The sequence below is a fragment of the Amycolatopsis silviterrae genome, from assembly GCF_042684085.1.
Classification (GTDB): Bacteria; Actinomycetota; Actinomycetes; order Mycobacteriales; family Pseudonocardiaceae; genus Amycolatopsis; species Amycolatopsis silviterrae.
The window spans coordinates 168,527-190,037 of the sequence record NZ_JBHUKS010000011.1 but is presented as its reverse complement, the minus strand read 5'-3'; the positions used below and the strand labels follow the sequence as shown (position 1 = coordinate 190,037).

Sequence of the window (21,511 nt, the reverse complement as noted above, 5' to 3'; positions counted from 1 at the left end):
TTCGGGACGTTTTTCTTAGTGCGCGATGGGACCACGTGCAAGCCGTCGCGAGGCGAACCCGCACCCGCGTGCCAGACAAGGGTGGCTCTCCCAGTACCTGTATCGCCAAGGTCTCCCAGAAGTCCAGGACGCCTGACAACCTGAACGAAACACTCCACAAGCTGTCAGAAAAAGGACCCAAACACCCCATGGCGGACACCCACTTCACCACTCACTCAGACCTTTTCGACCTGAGCGGGAAGTACGCACTTGTCACCGGCGGCACCAAAGGCATCGGGATGATGATCGCGCGCGGCCTCCTGCAGGCAGGCGCCCGCGTCATCATCAGCTCACGCACCGAAGACGCATGCACCAACGCACAAAAACTGCTGTCCGAATTCGGCGACGTTCAAGCAATCCCCGCCGACCTCTCCACCCGCGACGAGTGTCAGCGCCTCGCCGACCTGGTCCAAGCCGACTCCGACCGGCTGGACATTCTCGTCAACAACGCGGGCGCGATGTGGCGCGAGCCGCTGGAGACGTTCCCCGACGAGGCCTGGGACTCCGTGCTCGACCTCAACCTCAAGTCGCCGTTCTGGCTCGTGCAGGCGCTGCTCCCGGCGCTTCGCAAGGCGGGTGCCGCCGACGATCCCGCGCGGGTGATCAACATCGGCAGTATCGCCGCCATTCACGTGGCCGAGTCGCCCAATTACTCGTACGCCAGCAGCAAAGCGGGGCTCCATCAGCTCACCAGGGTGCTTGCCCGGGAATTGGGCCCACAGCACATCACGGTGAACGCGGTCGCCCCGGGACCGTTCCCGTCGCAGATGATGGCGGTCACGCTTGAGGCTGTCGGCGAGCAGATCGCGGCAAAGGCCCCGCTGCGCCGGCTTGGTCGTGACGACGATATGGCGGGTATCGCCGTGTTCCTCGCCAGCCGGGCCTCGGCTTATCTGACCGGAACGATTATCCCGGTGGACGGCGGCATCGCTTCGACCGCGTCCGGTACCTGAGGGGTACCGGCAGGTCCTCCCTTCGTCGGTGGACAGGGCTTATGGTGAAGGGGTGGCCAAGATCGATCTGCGCACCGAGATCAAGGAGTTCCTGACCTCGCGTCGCGCGCGGATCACGCCGGAGCGGGCCGGGCTGCCTGCTTATGGCGGCAACCGGCGGGTCAAGGGCCTGCGGCGCGAAGAGGTAGCGCTGCTGGCAGGGGTCTCGGTCGATTACTACGTGCGCATGGAGCGCGGCAGCCTCACCGGTGCCTCCGACGGGGTGCTTGACGCGCTGGCCTCCGCCTTGCAGCTTGACGAGGCCGAGCGCGATCACCTCTTTCACCTCGCGCGGCAGTCCAGGACACCCGGCGGTCCGCGGCGGCGGCGATCAGCCGGGACAGTGCGTCCGGCGCTTCAGCGGATGCTCGACGCTATTACCGAGGCGCCAGCGTGGATTTGCAATGGCCGTTATGACGTGCTGGCCACGAATCACCTTGCCCGCGCGCTGTATTCGCCGGTGTTGGCCGACCCGCGACGGCCGGCCAACACCGCGCGGTTCGTGTATCTGGATCCCGAAGCGGCGGAAACGTTTTTCGTCGACTATGACCGCGTCGCCTGCGATGTAGCCGCGAAGCTGCGCATGGAAGCTGGGCGCAATCCGCATGACGAGGAGCTGATCGCCCTGGTCGGTGAATTGTCGACCCGCAGTGAGCTGTTTCGGCGGCGGTGGGCGTCGCAGGACGTCCGGCTCCATCGGTCCGGACGCAAGCGGCTGCACCATCCGGTAGTGGGCCAGCTTGACCTGGACGTCGAGTCGATGGATCTGTCTGCCGAACCCGGTCTGCTCCTCACCGTTTACACCGCGCCCGCTGGCACGCCGGCGGCGGACGGGCTAGCGCTGTTGACGTCGTGGGCGGCCAGCCAGGAACAGCCAGCGACCGAGAGCCAAGCAACCAGCTGACCGTCCTACATGGCGTGCTCCCAGCTGCCGCGGGTGTCGACGTCCGCGGCGTCCGCCAGGGCCTCTAGCTCCGCGATCTCCTCGTCGGTGAGCGTGATGCCTTGGGCACGAACCAAACCGTCGACATGGCCTGCCTTCGTGACTCCGATGATCGGCGTGGTCCCCTTGGCGATGGCCCAGGCGATGGCGACGTCGGCGGCGGACGCGCCCCGGGCCTCGCCGATCGCTCCCATCCGGTCCGTGAGCGTCTGCAACTGGGGCAGGATGCCGTTGTACACCGCGGCCCGGCTGCTGCCCTCTGGCAGCGGACGGGTCCGGCCGGTCAGCGCGCCTTGTTCCAGGACTAGGTAGGCGAAGAACTGCACGTCGTGTTCGCGACAGTGGTCGAGAATGCCTGCGCGCTCAGAACTCCGGTACAGCAGGCTGTAGTGATTCTGGACCGCCTCCACCCGGAAGCCCGCCTCGCCGAGGATCTGATCGGCGAGTGCGATCTCCTTCAGATTGTGGTTCGAGACGCCGACGTGCTTGATCCGGCCGCTCCGCAGCAGCGGAATCAGCAGCGGCGTCCAGCGGGCGACGTCGGCGGGGTTGTGGATCCAGTACAGGTCCACGTAGTCGGTGCCCAGTCGGTCGAGGCTCTGCTCCAGCATGCCTGCGACCAGATCGTCGCCCGCGGCCTGCGGGGTGAACTTCGTCGACAGCTGGTACTCGCTGCGGGCGTAGCCTTTCAGCGCCTGAGCGAGGGCCGTCTCCGAGCGGCCCATGCCGTACACCATCGCGGTGTCCCACAAGGTCAACCCGTTCGAGTGCGCCTTCTCGACGACCTCTCGCAGGCCGTACTCGGTCAGCTGGCTGCCGAAATAGCCGTCGCCCGCCTTGCCGCTGTCTCCCCACGCCCAGGTGCCCAGCGCCGGCGTTTTGTTCGTCATGTCCCGGTCTCCCATCGTTCGGCTCCTACGAGACCGCGACGGCCGCCGCTGGAGAAGGTCGCTCTTATCGGGGGTACGACTTCAACCCCCCTCGCGCCGCGATCGGCGGTTACCGTGAATGGCATGGACCAGCCGCCCGGAAACCGCGACGACATCCGGCACTTCCTCGCCAGCCGGCGCGCCAAGATCACTCCGGCGCAGGCTGGACTGCCGACCAGCACCCGCCGCCGGGTCGCCGGGCTGCGGCGCGAGGAGGTCGCCGTCCTCGCCGGAGTGAGCACGGAGTGGTACACGCGACTGGAGAAGGGGCACATCGGCGGCGTTTCGGAGGACGTGCTGGACGCGGTCGCTCGCGCCCTGCGGCTGGACGACGACGAACGCACCTACCTGTTCGACCTGGCCCGGTCTTCGCGGCGCGCGCCGTCGCGGCGGAAGGACATCGAGGTCCCGCCACGGGTCCAGTGGCTGCTCGACTCCATGACGATGTCCTCGGCGTTCGTGCGCAACGGCCGCACAGACGTCGTCGCCAGCAATCCGCTGGCCCGGGCCCTGCACGCGCCGATGTTCGACAGCCCGACCGTCGACAAGCACGGCCGCGCCAACATCTCGCGCTACATCTTCCTCGACCCCAGCGCACAGCATTTCTTCGCCGACTGGGACGCCGCCGGCAATGCGACCGCCGCCCTCCTGCGCGCCGAGGCCGGACGCGAGCCCCACGATCGGGCACTGCGCGAACTCATCGGCGAACTGTGCACCCTCAGCCCGGAATTCCGCGGCTTATGGGCGGTGCACGACGTCCTGATCCGCCACGACGGCGTCAAACGACTCCAGCATCCCGACGTCGGCCATCTGGAGCTGACCTTCCAGTCGCTCGACCTGCCGTTGTCCGGCCGGGCCGTGCACAACCTGGTCACCTATACCGCCGAGCCTGGCACTGCGTCCGAGGAGCGGCTCAAACTCCTCGGGTCCTGGCATCGAAGCTCGATGACTGACTCTCAGAGCTTCACGTGACCGTCATCACCACTGGACGCCGGGGGCCCATGTGAAGAGAAGACTTGCCATAACCCTCGCCGCAGCACTGACCGTGCTCACGCTGACCTCCGCCGCACCCGCGGGCGCGACTGGGCGCTTCGACCGGGAACTCCAGGCGCGCATCGGCCGCGCCCAGGCTTACGCCGACAGCAGGCCGGGCGTCACCGGGATTGTGCTGCGGGACCGGTGGACCGGTGCCGTCTACCGGAGCAAGGCTGCCGGGACGCTGATCTGGGCCTGTTCCACGCCGAAGCTGGCCATGGTCGTGGATCTGTTGCTGCGCAACGACTCCGGGGCCATCCGGCTGAGCGCCGAAGACCGGGAGCTGATGCACCGGATACTCAACTCCAGCGACGACACCGCCGCGCACACGCTGTGGACCCGGTACGGCGGGGAGGCCGAGTTCGCCAAGCGGTTCCCCTCCTACGGCATGACCGACATGCGGTTCACCGACCAGCATCCGCACCACTGGGGCTGGATCCTGACCACCGCGAACGACCTGGACCGGCTGGTCAACTACGTCCTGACGCGGCTGCCCGAGCGGCACCGCGACTACCTCGTCGGCGAGATGCGCAACGTCGACGTCAATCAGCAGTGGGGCGTCTGGGGTGCGGGTGCCGCCGCGCGGCCGGGCAACAAGGACGGCTGGTCCGACGACAACGACGACGGTTCCTGGATCATGAACTCGGTCGGTTTCGTCGGACCGCACCAGCGGTACACGCTCGCGCTGATGAACAACACCATGGTCGTCCAGGACGGGTACGAGACCGGCAAGGAGACCACCACCAAGATCAGCGAGATCTTGTTCAAGGGGTACTTCGGGAAGTGACCGCGGTCAGCCGTTGCCGCCGAACTTGGTCCAGACCTTGCTGGCGGCACCGGCCACCGTCTCGCCGACTTCGGTGAAGACCTTCGTCAGCGGGTCGGCGGAGGCGGTCCAGGAGTCCTTGTACGACTTCGCCGCGGACTTCAGGTCGTCCTTCCAGTCCGCGGTCGGAGTGTCGTCGTCGCGGCGGAGGTAGTCGCCGGCCAGGATCGCGCGGTAATCCTCGGACGCCGCCCATTTTTGCAGCTGCGTCGCCCGGACCACGGCGAACGGATGGGTCTCGGTCTCGACGTATTTCAGCTTGAGCAGGCTGTCCCGGATGTCCTCGACCGACTCGTATTCCGCGCCCTGCCGGAGAAACGACGGGATGTCGATGCGGGACGGGTCGAGCCCGCCGGCGAGCTGGATCTGCGCCCGCAGCGCCTCGGCCGGGTCCTGGCCGCAGAGCAGTCCCGCGCGGTCGCACGACAGCTCGGCCTTGCGGTACCACTCGCTCAGCGCCGCGATGATCGCCCGGATGCCGAGCGCGCTGACCGGCGTCCAGGACATCGACAGCTGGAGATTGATCAGGCGCACCATGATGGTGCGGTAGACCGCGTGCCCGGACAGCACGTGCCCCATCTCGTGCCCGAGGACGAACCGCAGCGATTCGTGGCTCATCTGGTCCACGAGCGCGGTGCTGATCCGCAGGAACGGCTCGTCCATGCCGAGCGCGGCCGCCTGCAGCCGCGGATCCTGGTAGACGAACAGGTTCGGCACCGCGGGCAGATCCAGTGTTTCGGCGCATTCGTGGCGGAGCCGGTCGAGTTCCGGGTACTGGCGCGGGCCGACGCGAATCGACGACGCCAGCGCCATCAGCCGTTCGCCGCGTTCGTTGTAGAACCCGGAGACCGCGCTGATCACCTGGGCGAATCCGGGCACCGAGCGCAACGTGGCGAGCGCGCCGCGGTCCACCGGATGTTCGTAGGCTCTCGGGCTGATGCCCGGGAAACGGACGGCATTGCGCCGCGCTTCGATTTCTTCCGTCATCGCTCCCCCGTGAAGTCGTTGGCAGCAGCCTACTCAAAGCCGGTCACCGGACGATTCCGCGGTGCCGGGGTCCGGCGTTTCTGTTGCCTGTTCACAGAAACGCGGGGCATCGGGATAACAGAATTCCTGTTGTCCAGACCACTACGCGAGTACGGTGCCCCGCCATTGCGCATACGGCAGGCGGTCTCATGGGATGGGCCGATCGGAGTATTCATTTGCCGAGGCAATTCCCGCGGCCGGGGACTGGGTCGCGCTGCCGGTGCGGGTGCCCGATCGGCTCGCCGACGCGCCGCGTCCGACCGCGAGCAAGATCCGGCAGCCCGCACCCATCCGGCGGGCCCGGCCGGATTGGATACGATTGAGCACGACTGCGGGGGAGGCAGCGTGGCGCAAGGACCTGAAGAGCCCATCCCGGGCGTGGACCTCGACCGGCCCAGCGTGGCGCGGGTTTACGACTGGTATCTCGGCGGCACGGCCAACTGGGCCATCGACCGCGAGTTCGGCAAGATGGTCCTGTCGGCGTTTCCGGCCGGGATGTACTGCGCCCGGGCCAACCGCGCCTTCCTGCACCGCGCGGTGCGGCATCTGGTGCGCCTCGGCGTGCGCCAGTTCGTCGACATCGGGTCCGGCGTTCCGACGATGGGCAACGTGCACCAGATCGCCGACGAGGTCGCGCCGGACGCCCGCGTCGTCTACATCGACCGCGAGCCCGTCGCGGTCGCGCATTCGCGGATTCTGCTGGAGCGCCACGGCGATCCCGGACGGCACGCGGTGGTGCAGGGCGACCTTCGCGAACCGGACGAACTGTGGCAATCCGTCGCGGACACCGGCGTTCTCGACCTCGACCAGCCGCTGGCCCTGCTGGTGACCGCGGTCCTGCACATCCAGCAGCCCGGCCCGGACGGGCGCGACCTCGGGCCGGAGGCCATCGCGCGGTACCGGGAAATGCTGCCCTCCGGATCGCATCTCGTGCTGTCGCAGATCACCCACGAGGGGCTGCCCGACGACATCGCCGAGCAGTTGCACACGGTCATCGAGCTGTACGACACGAATGTCAGCAAGCACGTGCTGCGCTCGAACGCGGAAATCCGCGCGCTGTTCGGCGACTTCGAACTGCTGGATCCCGGCGTCACGTGGACCGCTGCCTGGCATCCCGAGGAAAGCGGACCCAATACACCGGTCATCGACTTCGCGGATCCGAGCGAAGCCGCGATGCTGGCCGGGGTCGCGCGCAAGCCCTGATCTTTACCGAAGCCGTTGTGGTGCAACGGGAAGGTGTTCACGGCCGCAGTTCGGCCCGCAACAGCATCGCGTTGCGGAAAGTCCCGTCGGGCGGTGCGGTCGTTCCGCCGTCGGTCGTCACGTAGAGGACTCGGCCTTCCTCGCCGGGAGCCCAGACCGCGCTGGACGGGCCGACCAGGCGTTCGTCGAACGGCTCCCCCGCGATGTGCCGGACTTCGCTGCCGTGCCGGGGCGCGAGCGGCACCCGGTCGAGCGTGTTGGCGCGATGCCTTGTGACGTAAGCGAATCCGGCTTGCTCGTCGAGGGCGAAGTCGTCCGCGTTGTCGATCGCGGCGACGAATTCCGCACTACCAGCCGGGTCCAGCGTGACCGGGTCGACTGGCACCCGCATGAAGACTTTCTGCGCGGTCGAGGTGTAGTAGAGGTAGCCGGTCCGCGCGCTGTACCGGACGCCGTTGACGCCCGGCTGTCGCGGCGGGGCGACCTCGGCGTCCGGGTCGTCGGCCATGGTGTCGTGAGCCAGCCAGACCCGGGCCTGCGCGCTGCGGGCGTCGGCGTCGAGGTCGACTCGCCAGATCAGCCCCGCGAAGCAGTCCGCGACCGCCACCGTCGACGGGCCGAGCAGGCAGCTGCCGTTGAGGGCGCGCACCCGGTCGTCGAAGGTGAAGACGACTTCCGGCGACACTGGTTCCCCGGGGGTCCAGCCGGCGAGGTCGAGCCGCACCAGATGCGATTCGTGCGTGGTGTATCCCTCGGTCAGGCTGATCAGGAAGACGTCCGGGCGCACCTCGACGATCCCCGTCACCGGGTGGTCGAACCGGTGCACGAGAACCGGGCGCTGCGGTTCCGGCACGATCCACAGCTCTCGCTGCAGAAGCACGGTGACCAGCACCGAACCGTCCGCGCGGACGGCGAGGTTCTCCGGGAAGTACTTCGCCGGGAAGGACGCGACCGGGGTCAGGGTGACGTCCGGGACCGGGGTCATCGGCATGACGGTGCTCCGTTCTGAGCGGAAAAGAGGACGGACATCCGCTTTTCTTTCACGCTATGCTCCGGTCCAGCGAGTGTCAAGGCGAGGGAGCGGGCGATGCCGAGGGTGAGCCAGCAGTACAAGGACGACCAGCGGGGAGAGATCCTGGCGGCCGCGCGCCGCTGTTTCCTGCGGGACGGCTTCCACCGCACGTCGATGCAGGACGTCTTCGCCGAGGCGGGCAAGTCCGCGGGCGCGGTTTACCGGTACTTCCCGAAGAAGGAGGACATGATCGTCGCCGTCGCCGCGCAGAACCTCGACGACGTCGCTGGGGTCCTGCGCGCCGTGCTGGCCCGCGGCACCGGTGAGCACGGGGTCGGCGAGGTGATGGCGGAACTGCTGGAGGCGGTGCTCGATCTGCACCGCGACCGGCAGCTGGCGGGCATGGCGGTGCAGGTCTGGGCGGAGGCGCAGCGCAATCCGCAGCTGGCCGACCGGCTCACCGCGGCGACGGTCGAGATGAGCGCCGAGATCGCCGCCCTGGTCCGGGGCCGGGAGGACGCCGATGCGCTCGCGCAGGTGATTTTGTCGCTGCTGCCGGGGTTTCTGTTCAATCTGGCACTGTCCGGACCGGACGCGGTCGCCGGATTCCCGGACGCGGTCCGTGCGCTTTTCCCTGCGGCGAGCCGACCGAGTGACCTGTTCGTCCCATCCGACGTCACTCCGGTCCCCTGGCGCAACGGAGCGGGCACTACCCGGGAACTCGCCGCCGAAACCGGCCCCGACGGGGAAACGTGCTGGCGGATCAGCGTCGCGGACCTGCTCGAAGACGCGCCGTTCTCGGCTTTCCCCGGGATGGACCGGCTTTTCACCGCCCTCGGCCCGCTGCGGCTGACCGTTAACGGCGAGCCGACGGACCTCGCTCGCGGCGACCAGCTCCGGTTCGCAGGCGAGGACGAGGTGACCGTCAGCCTCGATCAGCCGACCCAAGCCCTCAACGTCATGACCCAGCGCGGGAGGTACCGGGCCGAGGTCGTACTCCGCACTCCGGACTCGCGCCGCACAGCCGACTCGACTGCGACGGTCGACCTCGGCGAGCAAGTCGCCGATATCGTCCTCCAGGACGGGAAACCGCTGGCATGATGCAGCGATGACGCGTACCGCCCGGCGCATGTTCGAGCTGCTGGAACCGATTTGCCTCGTCACGTTCTTCGCGGACGAGTGCAATGAGGAGCTGGCCGCACTCGGGCACCGCACCTACTGGGACGGCTATTTCGCCAGCCGTGCCGCACCGTTGGGGCGGGTGCCGGCGGAGGTCGTGAACGCGGCCTTCTACAACTTCGCCGACGGAGAGGTCGCGCGGCACATCCCGAGCGCGTGGGCAACGATCCCGCCGGAAGCGTCCGTCGCCGCGCGCGAACGGGGCAGCGCGGCCTCGCTGCGGCGGATCCTCGGCGAAGAGCTGTCCGGCTCCCCCGGTTTGGTGCGCGCCGCCGACCTGACCACCAAGGCCGCGACGAGCGCGCCCACCGAGGGCCGCGTGATGTACGCGGGGATGCGGTCGCTGCCGGTGCCGAGCGATCCGGTCGCGCGGCTGTGGCATTCGGCGACCATGCTGCGCGAACACCGGGGCGACGGGCATATCGCCGCTCTCGTCGGCGCGCGCATCAGCGGGGCGGAGGCGCACATTCTGTCCGCGCTGGACATGGACATCCACCCGCCGGAGTCGTTCGGACGCGTCCACCATCTGCCGAAGCAACGGCTGACCGCGATCATGAACGGCTTGCGCGAACGCGGACTCGTCGACGCCGACGGCCGGTTCACCGACGCCGGACGCGAGCTCAAGCAACGCATCGAAACGCTGACCGACGAACTCGCCGCTCCGCCGTACGACGCGCTGCCGTCCGCTGAACTCGACGAACTGGTCGCCGCGCTGGAACCGATCACCGCGCGGGTGGAGGCTGCCGGGTCACGGTAGGACGTAACGGGCCCGCGCCTCGCCGCGACTTCGGAGAATCCGAGCCACAACGAGGTGTCTCATGTCCATTGCCAAAGCCTTCGCCACCACGACCCCGACAACGGAACCGACGAGCGGCAACCTCGGCGACGCGGCACCGGCGGGCACTAAGAGCGTCAGCGACTTCGTCACCGTCCAATCGCTGACCAACTTCGCCGCCATGACCGGTGCCGTCTCCGCGGCATGGGGCGGCGCGCAACGGCTCTGGAATCCGTTGCACGGCCAGTGGTTCCCGTTCACGCTGTGCGCACTGTTCGGACTGGTCTCGCTGCTGGCGTCGCGGCCGGGCGATCCGGCGCTCGACGCGCAGGGCACTCCGTTGGCTCAGCAGTCGGCTCCGGTGGTCCGGTGGCTTCAGCCGTCGTTTATCGCGATGGTCAACGTGTTCGTGCTCTACGGGGCGGTGGTGGGAGCGACCGCGGCGATCAAGTGACCGCGGTTCCGGAGTTCCCTGCCCGGCAGTATTTCCCTCCCGTCCGGGCTGACGGCCATCGCCTGACGGGGCTGGCTGGCTCCGGACGGAACCAGCCAGCCGCCAGGGCTATTGGCCCCAGGTTTCGATGTCGGGTGCGGCCATGTCGGGGGTCCAGTACCAGTGGGTGAGGACTCCGTCGGTGGTGCGGCCGTACACGTTCTGCTGGCCGGGTGTCGCGAATCCGGTCGGGTTGGCGCCGAGGTTTCCGCCCCAGGAGACGTAGTGGGGTTCGTTGTCTTCCGGGGTCCACCACCAGTGCCCGAGCTGGTCGTCCGGAGTCCGGGCGAACACATGCTGCTGGTCGTTCCACACGTAGGCCACCGGATCCCCGGTCAGGGTCTGCGGGAGCGGTTCGATGGTGACGCCGTCCTGCGGAGTCCAGTAGTAGTGCGCCAGCGTGCCTTCCGGGGTGCGGGCGTAGACATGCTGCTGATCCCCGAACGCATACCCCGCCGGATTCCCGGCGATCTGCCCGCCCCACGTCGTGTACTGCGGCTCGTTGTCGGCCGGAGTCCACCACCAATGCCCCAGCTGCCCGTCCGGAGTACGCGCGAACACATGCTGCTGGTCATGCCACACATACGCCACCGGATCGCCCGTCAGCTCCTGCGGGGCCGACTCCTCCACCACATCCTGGTTCTGCGGGGTCCAGTAGATGTGCCGCAACCGGTTGTCCGTCCCGCGCGCCAGCACATGCACCTGATCGCCGAACGCATAACCCGACGGGTTGCCCCCGATATCCGTCGCAGCCACCTCGAACACCGGATCCGCGTCATCCGGACGCCAGAACCAATGCCCCAGCCGGTCCCCGGTCAGCAGCGCGAACACGTGCTGCACATCGCCCGACACCAACGCCACCGGCTCGCCCACCAGCTCGCCCGGGTACGACTCCGATTCGATCGACTCCCCGGTGTTGTACGAATGCAGCAGCGAGCCGTCCACACCGCGCGAGAACATGTGCTCCTGCGACCCGTACCGGTACGACGCCGACGCGGCGATTCCCGCATCGCCCGGCGGGGCGGGCACGTCGTCGACGACGTTGTTGTAGCGGAAGGCGCGGTAGCTTCCGTTGGGGTGACCGTCGAGCGAGGCGTCGCTCATGGACGCGGTGAGGTGCCGCACCGGCGTCGAACCGAAGCTGTAGTAGGAGAAGCGGCCGTTGCCGTCGAGCCACTGGTCGAAGATGAACGTGTGCTCGGTGATGTTGTTGAGGATGTCTCCCGGCTTCAACTCGCTTCGCGGGATTTCGTGGGAGAAATTGGGCAGGGTGAACGTCGACGGGTCGGCGTTGATGTGCCAGGCCATGGAGACGTACCCGGAGCAGTCGCGCCGGTAGCTCCGGTCTCCGCCGGGGCCGGGCGACCACTCTTTCTGGTTGTAAGGTCCCGGTGGGTGGTCCACCCAGTACTGGGCGCGTTCGATGATCTCGGCTCGGGTGATGGGACCGCCCAGGTCCGAGGCCTGTGCGGCGGGCGCGACGGACAACGCCTGGACTCCGACAGCGGCCGAGGCCACGACGGCCACGGCCATCGCTCTCTGCAGGAATCGGCGGCGGCTCGATAACCGGTTCAACACGGTGGAATTCTTTCTTTCGACAGGTTCAGCGACCGGACCTTCCCGAAACTAGGGCAGCCGCCTCCTCATGCTCTTCACCTTCGATGGGAGCGGATTCGGAGGTTGTTTCCAGGTCTCCCCGAGAAGCTGTGCACGCAAGAGGGAGACGCTGGAGGAAATGTGAACTGGCAACGAAAGACCGTCAAGCTGGGCGGGACGGCCGCGCTGCTCGGGGCGCTGGTCGTCCTGAGCCCGGGGGTGGCCGCCGCCGGGGTCCCGCCCGCCGCGCCGGGGGACGTGGCCGCCGCGGCGAAGAACCTGAATTGCGCGGTGCCGCCGACCCGGGACCTCGAGATCACCAAGCTCGTGTACCGGGTGGGGCTCAGCCGGAACGTGTCGGACAAGGTGATGCTGGCCGCGTTCGAGACCGGCTGGGTCGAATCCCACATGAACAATCTCAACTGCGGCGATCTGGACTCGCTCGGCGTTTTCCAGCAGAGACCCAGCGCGGGATGGGGAACGCCGGAACAGATCATGAATCCGGAGTACGCGGCAACCCAGTTCTTTTCCCACGCGCAGGCCAACGAGCCGCGGTATCCGAACTACACCGCTGGCCAGCTCGCGCAAAGCGTGCAGATTTCCAAGTACGGGGAAAAGTACGACCTAGCTGAATCGATAGCGGTCGCGATGCTCGACGAGGTCCGCGGGAGCGTCCAGCCTCCGCCGGGCGACGCGGGAATCGCCGCGTCGGCGTCGTACCGGTACGGGTCGCAGGAGCACATGTTCTCGCGCGGTGCGGACGGCTCGCTGCTGCATTCGTACAACACCGGCGAACAAGTGGAATCGGAGTCGTATCCCGGTGAACTGGTCGGCGAGCCGGTCGCCTTGGTGTCCGGGGACGTCCAGCACGTGTTCGCGCTGCTGACCGGGGACCGGCTGGGCCACTGGTTCTGGCGTCCGGACGACGCGGACCCGGTGTTCGAAGTGGCTGCGACGGATATCGGGGGCAACCCGTCGGGGTACGCGTTCGGCGATCAGGTGCACGTCCTCGCCCGGGGCACCGACAACCGGCTGCGCCACATCTACTGGACCCCGCAGAACACCGACGTGGTCGAGGAATCCGCGGAACAGGAACTGTCCGGCGATCCGGTGGCGTATGTGTGGCACGACCAGCAGCATGTGTTCGCGCGTACTCCGGACGGGCAGCTGGGGCATTGGTGGTGGACTCCGGCCGACAACGAGCCGCAGTACACGACTTGGGGCGGGCAGATCGCGGGCAACCCCGCCGGATACGCCGTAGGCGACCAGCAGCACGTCTACGCCCGCACCCCCGAAGGCACGCTCGCGCATTACTACTGGACCCCGCAGGACGGCGTCCAGATCGAACCCCTGCCCCAGACCCTGACCGGCGACCCGGTCGCCTACGTCTGGAACGACCAGCAGCACGTGTTCGCCCGCACCCCCGACGACCAGCTCGGGCACTGGTGGTGGACCCCGGAAGACAACGAACCCCACTACGTCTCCTGGGGCGGCAACCTCGGCGCCAACCCGACCGGATTCGCCACCCCCGCACAACAGAACGTCTACGGCCGCACCACCGACGGAGTCCTCACCCACTGGTACTGGACCCCCGACATGGCCGCACCCGACATCGAAACCTGGGGACAGTAAAGGAGCACACCGATGAAGGCATTACGCCGGATCTGGACGGCGGCGGCACTGGCCGTGCTCGCCGTGTCCGGAATGGCCGCCAGCGCGGGCACGGCCGCCGCCGAGCCCACGACCACGCTCAGTTTCGTCGCGCACCAGGACGACGATCTGCTGTTCATGAATCCCGACATCGCCTCGGACATCCAGGCGGGCTACAACGTGTGGGTCACGTATCTCACCGCGGGCGAATTGCCGTGCGCCAGCCATGATCCGTGCGGGATGGACTACGCGAACATGCGGATCGACGGGGTGCGCGCGGCATACGCGCGAGCCGCGCACACCGCGGACGACTGGACCTACGAGCTGATGCAGTTCGGCGATCACCAAGTGCCCGTCGATCACCTGAACGGCACCAATCTGCATTTGGTTTTCACCTATCTGCACGGCGCCGCCGGGCCGGAGGACAACTGCGGCGACCTCTACCGCATGCTCAACGACGACGGCTTCGAGGCCATGCCGATCGATGACCGCCCCGGGTACCGGAAGGCGGACTTCCTCGGGATGATCAACGGGATCATCGACTACGTCAATCCCGACTACATCCGCAGCCAGAGCACCATCGGCCACCGGGACAAGAACCCGGCCGGCGAGTCGAAGCCCGACCACGTCGACCACATCGCCGGAGCCATCCTCGTGGCCGACGCGGACGTCGACGAGAACGGCAACACCCGGATCCGCCGCGACGAATACCAGGGGTACGTCATCCAGTACTACCCGGACAACGTCGACGACGGCTGGCGGCAGGAGAAGCAGGCGATGTGGGACCAGTACAAACCCCACGACCCGGTGATGGGCCCGAACACCTGGGACGAGCTGGCGGGCAAGCAGTACCGCCCGCTCGGCCGGATTTTCGAGGCCGGAACGCCCTGGGTCCCGCCGGGCGACTTCAGCTGCGAACAGTGAACCGCCCCAACCGGACGGAATGACCAATGCCAGGGACTTGAGCTCGGGTGGCCTCAGCCTGCCGACCGTCCATAAAGGACACCCCCGCTAACGAAAAGCCCGATTAACGCCAGAATGACCGTTTCTTGAAGTCCGTGAGGGGAACCCTGAGGGAATCAGAGTCCGTCAGGGTTCCCCTCACGGACGGCACGCCCAGGGCGGGTCCGCCCGGCCCGTCCCTTCCCGCTCGCCGGAACTACGACGCCAGGACTATCGCGCACTCCGACTTAATTCCGATTCATGCCCGCTCGGCAATGCCTTAGCCTCTTTCGGTGGCGGACCGGGGAGGGCTCAGGGAATGGCGTTGGAGTTCCGGGTGCTGGGCGAGGTCGGCGCGACCGCGGACGGCGAGGTGCTGGCGGCCGGGCACGCGCGGCAGCGGCTGGTGCTGGCCGCGCTGCTGCTCGACGCCGGCCGCGTCGTGCCCGCCGACCAGCTCGTCACCCGGGTGTGGGGCGAGCATCCGCCGTCGCGGGTCGCGAACGCGCTCCAGACCTACATCGCCCGCCTCCGCCGGGTGCTGCAGCCGCACGGCGGGAGCATCGAACGCCGTTCCGGCGGCTATGTCATCCCGTTGCCGGGCCCGGACGCGCTTGACCTGAACCAGTTCACGAGCCTGGTCGCCGAGGCCCGCGCCACCGCCGACGACGGCGAGGCGACGCGGCTGTACGAGCAGGCCCTTGAGCTGTGGCAAGGCGACGCGTTGCTCGGGCTGGAGTCGGCGTGGGCCGATATCGTGCGGCAGTCGCTCAGCCGTCAGCGCACCGTCGCCGAACTCGACTACGCCGATCGGCAGCTGCGCCGCGGCCGTCACGGCGACGTCCTCGGGCTCCTTTCCCGGCGCGCGGAGGAATACCCGCTGGACGAGCGCATCGCCGCCGCCTTGATGCGCGCCCTGCACCACAGCGGCCGCACCGACGAAGCCCTCGCCCGTTACCGGCAAACCCGCACGACGCTCCGCGACGAACTCGGCGCCGACCCCTCGCCGCAGCTGCGCGCGGTGCACGAGGACATCCTCGCCGCGCAAGCCCCCGCGCCCGCGGCCCAGCGGGGGTGGGCCGCGCCGGTCCCCCAGCAGCTGCCGCCCTCGCCGCCCCGGTTCACCGGCCGCGACGACGAAATCCGCCGCCTCGACACCCTCGCCGAGCGGCACCCCACCGTCCCGATCACGGTCCTGCACGGCGGCGGCGGAATGGGCAAAACCGCCCTCGCGCTGCATTGGGCCCACCGGCAGGCGACCGCGTTCCCGGACGGCCGGCTGTACGTCGACCTGCGCGGTTTCAGCCCGGACGGGGACCCGACGCGGTCCGACGTCGCGTTGCGGGGTTTCCTGCACGCGCTCGGCGTCACCGGTGCTTCGATCCCCGCCGATCCGGACGCCCGGGCCGCGCTCTACCGCACTCTGCTCGCCGGGAAACGCGTCCTCGTCGTCCTCGACAACGCCCGAGACACCGCGCAGGTCACGCCGCTGCTGCCGGGCGATCCGGGCTGCGCCGTCGTCGTCACCAGCCGCAACCGCATGACGAGCCTGACCACCACGCACGGCGCGACGCCGCTCGCGGTCCGGCCGCTGCCCGCGCCGCAGGCCCGCACCGTCCTGACCGGCAGGCTCGGCCCGGAAGCGCTCGCCGCCGACCCCGACGCCGCCGAACAGCTGGTCACGCGCTGCGCGGGTTCGCCGCTGGCGCTCGGGATCCTCGCCGCGCGCGCCGCCGAACACCCCGGCTTCCCGTTGGCCTCGCTGGCCGCCGAACTCACCGACGTGCGCGCGCTCGACGACGGCGACGCCAGCGTCTCCGCGGTCCTGTCGTGGTCCCTGCGCGCTCTCCCGCCGCAGCACGCCGAGGTGTTCGAGCTGCTCGGGCTCGCGCCGGGGCCGGACATCAGCGTCCACGCGGCCGCCAACCTCACCGGGCTCGCCCCGAACGCGGCCGCGGCGGTTCTCCGTGCGCTGGAACGGGTTTCGCTCGTGGAGCAGGACGCGCCCGGCCGGTACCGGATGCACGACCTCGTCCGGCTTTTCGCGAAGACCCACCTCAGTCTCCCCGCCGAGGAACGCACCGCGGCGCTGCGTCGCGTCATCGGCTACTACAGCGGCACCGCGCTGGCCGCGAACCGCGTCCTGCACCCGCACGGCATTTCCCCGCACGGCATCGACGCCGGACACGACCATCCCCATCCCCAGCAGCTCCCGGATTCCGACGAAGCCCTCGGCTGGTTCGACGCGGACCACGACTGTCTCCTCGACGCGCAGCGCACCGCCTCCGCGCAAAACTGGCACCGTCCCGTCTGGCAGATCGCCTGGGCGTTCACCGCCTACCACTACCGGCGCGGTTTCCTCCACGAAGACCTGGCCGTCTGGGCCGCGGCGGTGCACGCCGCCGACGCGCTGGGCGAGCCGGAAACCCGCGTCCTCGCCCATCGGCGCTACGGGCTCGTCAACGCGCGCACCGCTCAGCACGACAACGCGCTCAAGCACCTCTCCAAGGCACTGGAGCTGGTCGACCTCCGCGACATCCGCGTCCGGGGGATCATCGAGCACGATCTGGCGCAGGCCTGGGGTTTGCACGGCGACCAGGGCACCGCGCTCCGGCACGCACAGCGGTCGCTGGAGCTGTTCCTGCCGCTCGGCAACCCGGCGTGGGAAGCGCAGGCGCGCAACGGCGTCGGCTGGCATCTGACCTTGCTCGGGCGCCACGACGAGGCCCGGCCCCATTGCGAGCGCGCGCTGGAGCTGTACCGGGAGGAGAACCATCCGGCGATCGCCGACGTGCTCGACAGTCTCGGCCTCATCGAGCACCACACCGGCCAGCACGCCGACGCGGTCCGGCACTATCGCGAAGCGCTGGCCAGCTACCGCGAAACCGGCAACACCTACCTGGAAGCCGACACCCTCGAGCACCTCGGCCACACCCACCGCGAGATGGGCGACGACGGCAAGGCGCGCACCGTCTGGCAGCTCGCGCTCGACCTGTTCCGCGCGCAGGGCCGGCTCGCGCAGGCCGCCGCCGTCGAGGCCGCGCTGGCCCGGCTCGGCACCGGGAAAACCTGGCCCGCACCGCGCTGAACCGCGCATTCCAGCGGGCTTCCAGAACCGTTCCACGCTCGGCGGACACGGTCATCGTGGTGCTCGGTGCGCCCGTGAGGGACGCCCGCCCGCGATGAGGGGAGACATCATGGAGTTTCGGGTGCTGGGACCGGTGCGCGCCACCGACGGCGACCGTGCGGTGCCGTTGGGCGGGCCGAAGCCGCGCACGCTGCTGGCGCTGCTGATCGCGGCCAGGGAGCAGGCGGTTTCGGTCGAGCGGATCGTCGCGGTGTTGTGGGGCGCGGAACCGAATCCGCCGGCGAAGGCCGCGGTGCACAGATACGTGTCGATGCTGCGAAGATCCCTGGCCGCCCACCCCGCGGGGACGGAGCTGATCATCCGCGATCCGGGCGGCTACCGGCTCGACGCGCCGTCCGGCAAGGTGGACCTCTGGGTGTTCCGCAGCCGTGCGTCCGAGGGCAGACGGGCGCTCGCCGAACGCCGTTACGACGACGCGGCCGCGCTTTTCGGCGAAGCGCTCGCACAGTGGCGAGGCACCGCGCTCGGCGGCGCGGACGGCGATTGGGCGCAGGCCGAATGCGACCGGCTGGCCGGGGAACGGCTGGGGGTGCTGGAGGACAGCTTCGAAGCGCGGCTGGCCGCCGGACAGCACGGCGGTGTGCTGGACCACCTGGTCGCGCTCGTCGCGGAGAACCCGCTGCGGGAACGGCTTCGGTGTCATCTGATGGTGGCGCTGTGCCTGGCCGGGCAGCGAGCCGACGCGCTGGCCGCGTATCAGGAAGGCAGACGGGTGCTGATCGGCGAACTGGGGGTCGAGCCGAGCGCGCAGCTGCGGGAGCTGCACCAGCGAGTGCTGAACGGCGATTTCGGCATCGCTCCCGGTGCCGAACCCGGCGCGGTGCCGACGACGCTGGTGCCGCGCCAGCTTCCGCCCGACACCGCCGATTTCACCGGCCGGTCCGCGGAAGTCAGCCGCGTCCTGCACTGGATCACCCAGCCGCCCGCGTCTGGCTTGCGGCTGTGCGCGATTTCCGGGCAAGCAGGGGCGGGCAAGAGCGCGCTGGCTGTGCACGTGGCGCATCAGACGCGGTTCGACGGCGGGCAGCTTTACGCCGATCTCCGTGGCGCGCAAGGAGATCCAGCCGAGGTGCTGGGCCGGTTCCTGCGGGCGCTGGGCGTCGCGGAGAACGCCATTCCGGCGGAACTGGACGCGCGGTCCTCGCTGTATCGCACGCTGCTGGCCGATCGCGCCACGCTGATCGTGCTGGACCACGCGGAACGGGAAGACCAGGTCCGGCCGCTGCTGCCCGGCGGGACGGCCGGCGCGGTGCTGGTCACCAGCCGCGTCCGGCTGGCGCTGGAAGGCGCGGAACAGCTCGACCTTCCCGCGTTCGACCGGCAGGACGCGCTCGACCTGCTCGGCACGCTGGCCGGCCCGGAGCGCACACGCCGGGAGGCCGAGACCGCGAGCGAAATCGTCCGGCTGTGCGGTTTCCTGCCGCTGGCGGTGCGGATCGCGGGCGCCCGGCTGGCCGCGCGACCAGCCTGGCCACTGCCCGAACTGGCGCGGCGGCTGCGCACCCAGCGGCGGATCCTCAGCGAACTGGCGATCGGCGACCTCGATGTCCGAGAGAGCCTCGCGCGCAGCTACGCCGAACTGGGCGAACGCGAGCGGACCGCGTTGCGCAGGCTCGGCTGGCTCGGCTTCACGGACTTCTTCCCCTGGCTGGTCGGGGTGCTGCTCGGCGAGCCTCCGCAGTACGCCGACGAAGTCGTCGAGCGTCTGGTGGACAGCCGGCTCGTGGAGGTCGCATCCGGCCCGCTGCGGTACCGGCTGTGCGATCTGGTCCGCGCCTTCGCGTACGAGCGGGCGGAGCAGGAGGAACCGCGGTCGGCGCTGTTCGCGGTCGCCGACCGGGTGACTAACGCGGAGCTGACGGAATCGGCTCCCCGGAGGCGGATCAGCGTGACGCAGTTGAGTGTCGCGCCTTAGCGGTGCCGCTGCAGGAGCGTACGCCCGCTCAGCTTCCGGTCCGCCGCCAGCAGATACGCCACCGGCGACTTCGCCACCTGCTCCCGCCGCGCCTTCATCTTCCCCGCCAGATACGGCGCCAGCGTCACCGCGACCGCCGTGCCCGCCACCGCCAGCTGCCCGCCCGCCGCGGCGATCCCGCCCAGCACCGTGCCCGCCGCGGCATTGAGATCGATCTTCTGCACCAACGTGCCCGCAGTCGCCTCCACCCCGATCCCGCGCAGCGCCTTGCGCAGGTCCTCCAGCTGCGGGCGCGTCTTGGTCTCGTACTGCGCCCGCAAATGCGCCGCCGCCACCTCCAGGTTTTCCGCTTCGGCGACGGCGCGCAGTTCCGGGCCGAGGCTCGCCACGTGCGCCTGGAACGCGGCCAGCTCGGCGCGGTGCTTCTCCCGGAACCCGATGAGCTTCCCGATCGGCACCCGGTCCACATAGGACGGTTCGAGCACCGCTTCCAGCGCCAGCTGCAGATAGGCGCTCTCGACGTTTTCCACCGCGGGCACCGAAACGTAATCGTCGAACACCATCGACACCAGCCGGTCCAGCGCACCGGTCGCGTGGTGCATGCGCGGGTCGTCGGTGACCGGCGAGAGCGCTTCGCGGTCGCCCATCGCGTCGGCCAGCACCGCGAGGTAGATCGAGGCCAGTTTGGGGTCGAGGCCGACCCACGGGCCGTCCATCGGCACCGCGAGCCCGATGTCGACGAGCGAATCCCGCAGGCCGCTGGTCATTTTCGCGCCCGGGGCGCCGACCGGGACCGCGGTCAGCAGCGCACCCGGCGGCGTCCATTTCGTGTAGTGCTGGGTGAACGGCGGCTCGTACCCGCGCCATCCGGCCTGCCGCAGCTCGCCGTTCGGCAACCGGCGCACCTTCGGCTCGTCCAGTCCGTACCGCTCCAGCAAAAACGCGGGCTCGGCGTCGAAGATCTCGCCGAACGACTCGGCGACGACGTCCAGCACGGCCGGGCTCGGCGCGGTCTCCACGAGGAAATCGGTCTCGGCGCGCAGCTGCCGGACGAGGTCGCTGTCCCGGTCCGCGGCCGCGGCCGGGCGCATCCGGGCGAGATGGTCCCAGGTCAGCAGGGCGAGCTTGAGCCAGTTGTCGTGCTGGACGTGCGTCCACGGGTAGTACAGCGCGAGCGACGGCATCCCGGCTCCTTCACCTGGCCTCGGCGATCCGGCAAGCTGGACCGGTGCCCATGGAATCAGTGATCGGCAGCCCGGCCAAGAACCAGTTCGAATGGTTCCTCGACGCGCACCGCGAGGCGCTGCGCCACTGCCTCGACGGGCTCACCGAGGAGCAAGCCCGCAGGTCGCTCGTGCCGTCCCGGACCACGCTGCTCGGCCTGGTCAAACACGCGGCCTTCGTGGAGAGGGTCTGGTTCGACGAGGCCGTCACCGGCCGTCCGCGCGCCGAGATCGGGATCCCGGAGACGCCGGACGAATCCTTCATCCTCACCGACGACGACACCGTCGAGTCCGTCCGGCGGGCCCACCGCGAGGCGTGCGAGAACGCCCGCAAGGCCACCGCAGCGCTGGAGCTGACCGACCTGCTGCCCGGCAACCGGCGCGGCCCGTTGCCGCTGCGGTTCGTGTACCTGCATGTTCTGCGGGAACTGGCGCAGCATTGCGGGCATGCGGACATCCTCCGGGAGCAGATCCTGGCGAACGACGCCGCGCCGCGAGAGTAATCCGGCGTGGCTCGAAGCCTCCCTGCCGAAGGTCCGTGAAGGACCCGCTCCCCCGCTCGCGCCGGAGTTTGGTCGTCCGTGA

General features: G+C 69.2%; 18 protein-coding genes. 13 read left to right on the top strand and 5 right to left on the bottom strand.

Annotated features, from left to right (window positions below; translation table 11 throughout):
* Positions 1-188 precede the first annotated feature (188 nt).
* Both ACFSVL_RS16445 and ACFSVL_RS16440 read left to right on the top strand, forming a co-directional pair.
* Positions 189-992 carry an SDR family oxidoreductase gene (locus ACFSVL_RS16445; RefSeq protein WP_378305005.1) on the top strand — a complete coding sequence of 268 codons (804 nt, stop codon included), beginning with the start codon at positions 189-191 and terminating at the stop codon, positions 990-992.
* A gap of 52 nt (positions 993-1,044) precedes the next feature.
* Positions 1,045-1,935, top strand: a complete 891-nt coding sequence (locus ACFSVL_RS16440; RefSeq protein ID WP_378305003.1) for a helix-turn-helix transcriptional regulator — start codon at positions 1,045-1,047, stop codon at positions 1,933-1,935.
* A 5-nt stretch (positions 1,936-1,940) separates the two neighbouring features.
* Here ACFSVL_RS16440 and ACFSVL_RS16435 read toward each other — a convergent pair whose 3' ends face one another.
* Positions 1,941-2,864 carry an aldo/keto reductase gene (locus ACFSVL_RS16435; RefSeq protein WP_378305001.1) on the bottom strand — a complete coding sequence of 308 codons (924 nt, stop codon included), beginning with the start codon at positions 2,862-2,864 and terminating at the stop codon, positions 1,941-1,943.
* A gap of 123 nt (positions 2,865-2,987) precedes the next feature.
* Here ACFSVL_RS16435 and ACFSVL_RS16430 point away from each other — a divergent pair, with 123 nt between their 5' ends.
* Positions 2,988-3,875, top strand: coding sequence for a helix-turn-helix transcriptional regulator (locus tag ACFSVL_RS16430; protein WP_378304999.1), 888 nt, complete (start codon positions 2,988-2,990; stop codon positions 3,873-3,875).
* 31 nt (positions 3,876-3,906) lie between these two features.
* Positions 3,907-4,725: a serine hydrolase gene (locus ACFSVL_RS16425; RefSeq protein ID WP_378304997.1), complete on the top strand. Its 819-nt coding sequence runs from the start codon at positions 3,907-3,909 to the stop codon at positions 4,723-4,725.
* A 6-nt stretch (positions 4,726-4,731) separates the two neighbouring features.
* Here the strand turns inward: ACFSVL_RS16425 and ACFSVL_RS16420 are convergent, their stop codons facing one another.
* Entirely contained in the window at positions 4,732-5,751 is a 1,020-nt protein-coding gene (locus ACFSVL_RS16420) for a M48 family metallopeptidase (protein ID WP_378304995.1), read from the bottom strand.
* A gap of 417 nt (positions 5,752-6,168) precedes the next feature.
* Here ACFSVL_RS16420 and ACFSVL_RS16415 point away from each other — a divergent pair, with 417 nt between their 5' ends.
* Positions 6,169-6,993: an SAM-dependent methyltransferase gene (locus tag ACFSVL_RS16415; RefSeq protein WP_449224380.1), complete on the top strand. Its 825-nt coding sequence runs from the start codon at positions 6,169-6,171 to the stop codon at positions 6,991-6,993.
* 37 nt (positions 6,994-7,030) lie between these two features.
* Here ACFSVL_RS16415 and ACFSVL_RS16410 read toward each other — a convergent pair whose 3' ends face one another.
* Complete coding sequence (locus ACFSVL_RS16410; protein ID WP_378304991.1) at positions 7,031-7,984, bottom strand: hypothetical protein; 954 nt, start codon at positions 7,982-7,984, stop codon at positions 7,031-7,033.
* A gap of 96 nt (positions 7,985-8,080) precedes the next feature.
* Between ACFSVL_RS16410 and ACFSVL_RS16405 the strand changes: the two genes are divergently transcribed.
* The 3 genes from ACFSVL_RS16405 to ACFSVL_RS16395 all read left to right on the top strand — a co-directional run bounded on the left by ACFSVL_RS16405 (position 8,081) and on the right by ACFSVL_RS16395 (position 10,413).
* Positions 8,081-9,106, top strand: coding sequence for a HutD family protein (locus ACFSVL_RS16405; protein WP_378304989.1), 1,026 nt, complete (start codon positions 8,081-8,083; stop codon positions 9,104-9,106).
* A 7-nt stretch (positions 9,107-9,113) separates the two neighbouring features.
* Complete coding sequence (locus ACFSVL_RS16400) at positions 9,114-9,941, top strand: SCO6745 family protein (RefSeq protein ID WP_378304987.1); 828 nt, start codon at positions 9,114-9,116, stop codon at positions 9,939-9,941.
* Positions 9,942-10,002: 61 nt separating this feature from the next.
* The gene (locus ACFSVL_RS16395) at positions 10,003-10,413 is read left to right on the top strand and encodes a hypothetical protein (protein WP_378304985.1); all 411 of its coding nucleotides are present in this window, start codon (positions 10,003-10,005) and stop codon (positions 10,411-10,413) included.
* 108 nt (positions 10,414-10,521) lie between these two features.
* Here the strand turns inward: ACFSVL_RS16395 and ACFSVL_RS16390 are convergent, their stop codons facing one another.
* Complete coding sequence (locus tag ACFSVL_RS16390; RefSeq protein ID WP_378304983.1) at positions 10,522-11,985, bottom strand: hypothetical protein; 1,464 nt, start codon at positions 11,983-11,985, stop codon at positions 10,522-10,524.
* 204 nt (positions 11,986-12,189) lie between these two features.
* On the opposite strand from ACFSVL_RS16390, the gene ACFSVL_RS16385 reads away from it, so the two are divergent.
* The 4 genes from ACFSVL_RS16385 (at position 12,190) to ACFSVL_RS16370 (ending at position 19,703) form a co-directional block, all read left to right on the top strand.
* Entirely contained in the window at positions 12,190-13,680 is a 1,491-nt protein-coding gene (locus ACFSVL_RS16385; RefSeq protein WP_378304981.1) for a hypothetical protein, read from the top strand.
* A 12-nt stretch (positions 13,681-13,692) separates the two neighbouring features.
* A complete protein-coding gene (locus ACFSVL_RS16380) occupies positions 13,693-14,622 on the top strand; it encodes a PIG-L family deacetylase (protein ID WP_378304979.1) in 930 nt (309 codons plus the stop codon).
* A 337-nt stretch (positions 14,623-14,959) separates the two neighbouring features.
* Complete coding sequence (locus tag ACFSVL_RS16375) at positions 14,960-17,728, top strand: AfsR/SARP family transcriptional regulator (protein ID WP_378304977.1); 2,769 nt, start codon at positions 14,960-14,962, stop codon at positions 17,726-17,728.
* A 109-nt stretch (positions 17,729-17,837) separates the two neighbouring features.
* Positions 17,838-19,703: an AfsR/SARP family transcriptional regulator gene (locus ACFSVL_RS16370; RefSeq protein WP_378304975.1), complete on the top strand. Its 1,866-nt coding sequence runs from the start codon at positions 17,838-17,840 to the stop codon at positions 19,701-19,703.
* Here ACFSVL_RS16370 and ACFSVL_RS16365 read toward each other — a convergent pair.
* On the bottom strand, positions 19,700-20,887 hold the full coding sequence (locus ACFSVL_RS16365; protein WP_378304973.1) for a DUF6236 family protein: 1,188 nt from the start codon (positions 20,885-20,887) through the stop codon (positions 19,700-19,702). The two genes, ACFSVL_RS16370 and ACFSVL_RS16365, sit on opposite strands and share 4 nt — an antisense overlap.
* A 50-nt stretch (positions 20,888-20,937) precedes the next feature.
* Here ACFSVL_RS16365 and ACFSVL_RS16360 point away from each other — a divergent pair, with 50 nt between their 5' ends.
* A complete protein-coding gene (locus ACFSVL_RS16360; protein WP_378305385.1) occupies positions 20,938-21,429 on the top strand; it encodes a DinB family protein in 492 nt (163 codons plus the stop codon).
* The last annotated feature ends 82 nt before the right edge of the window (positions 21,430-21,511 follow it).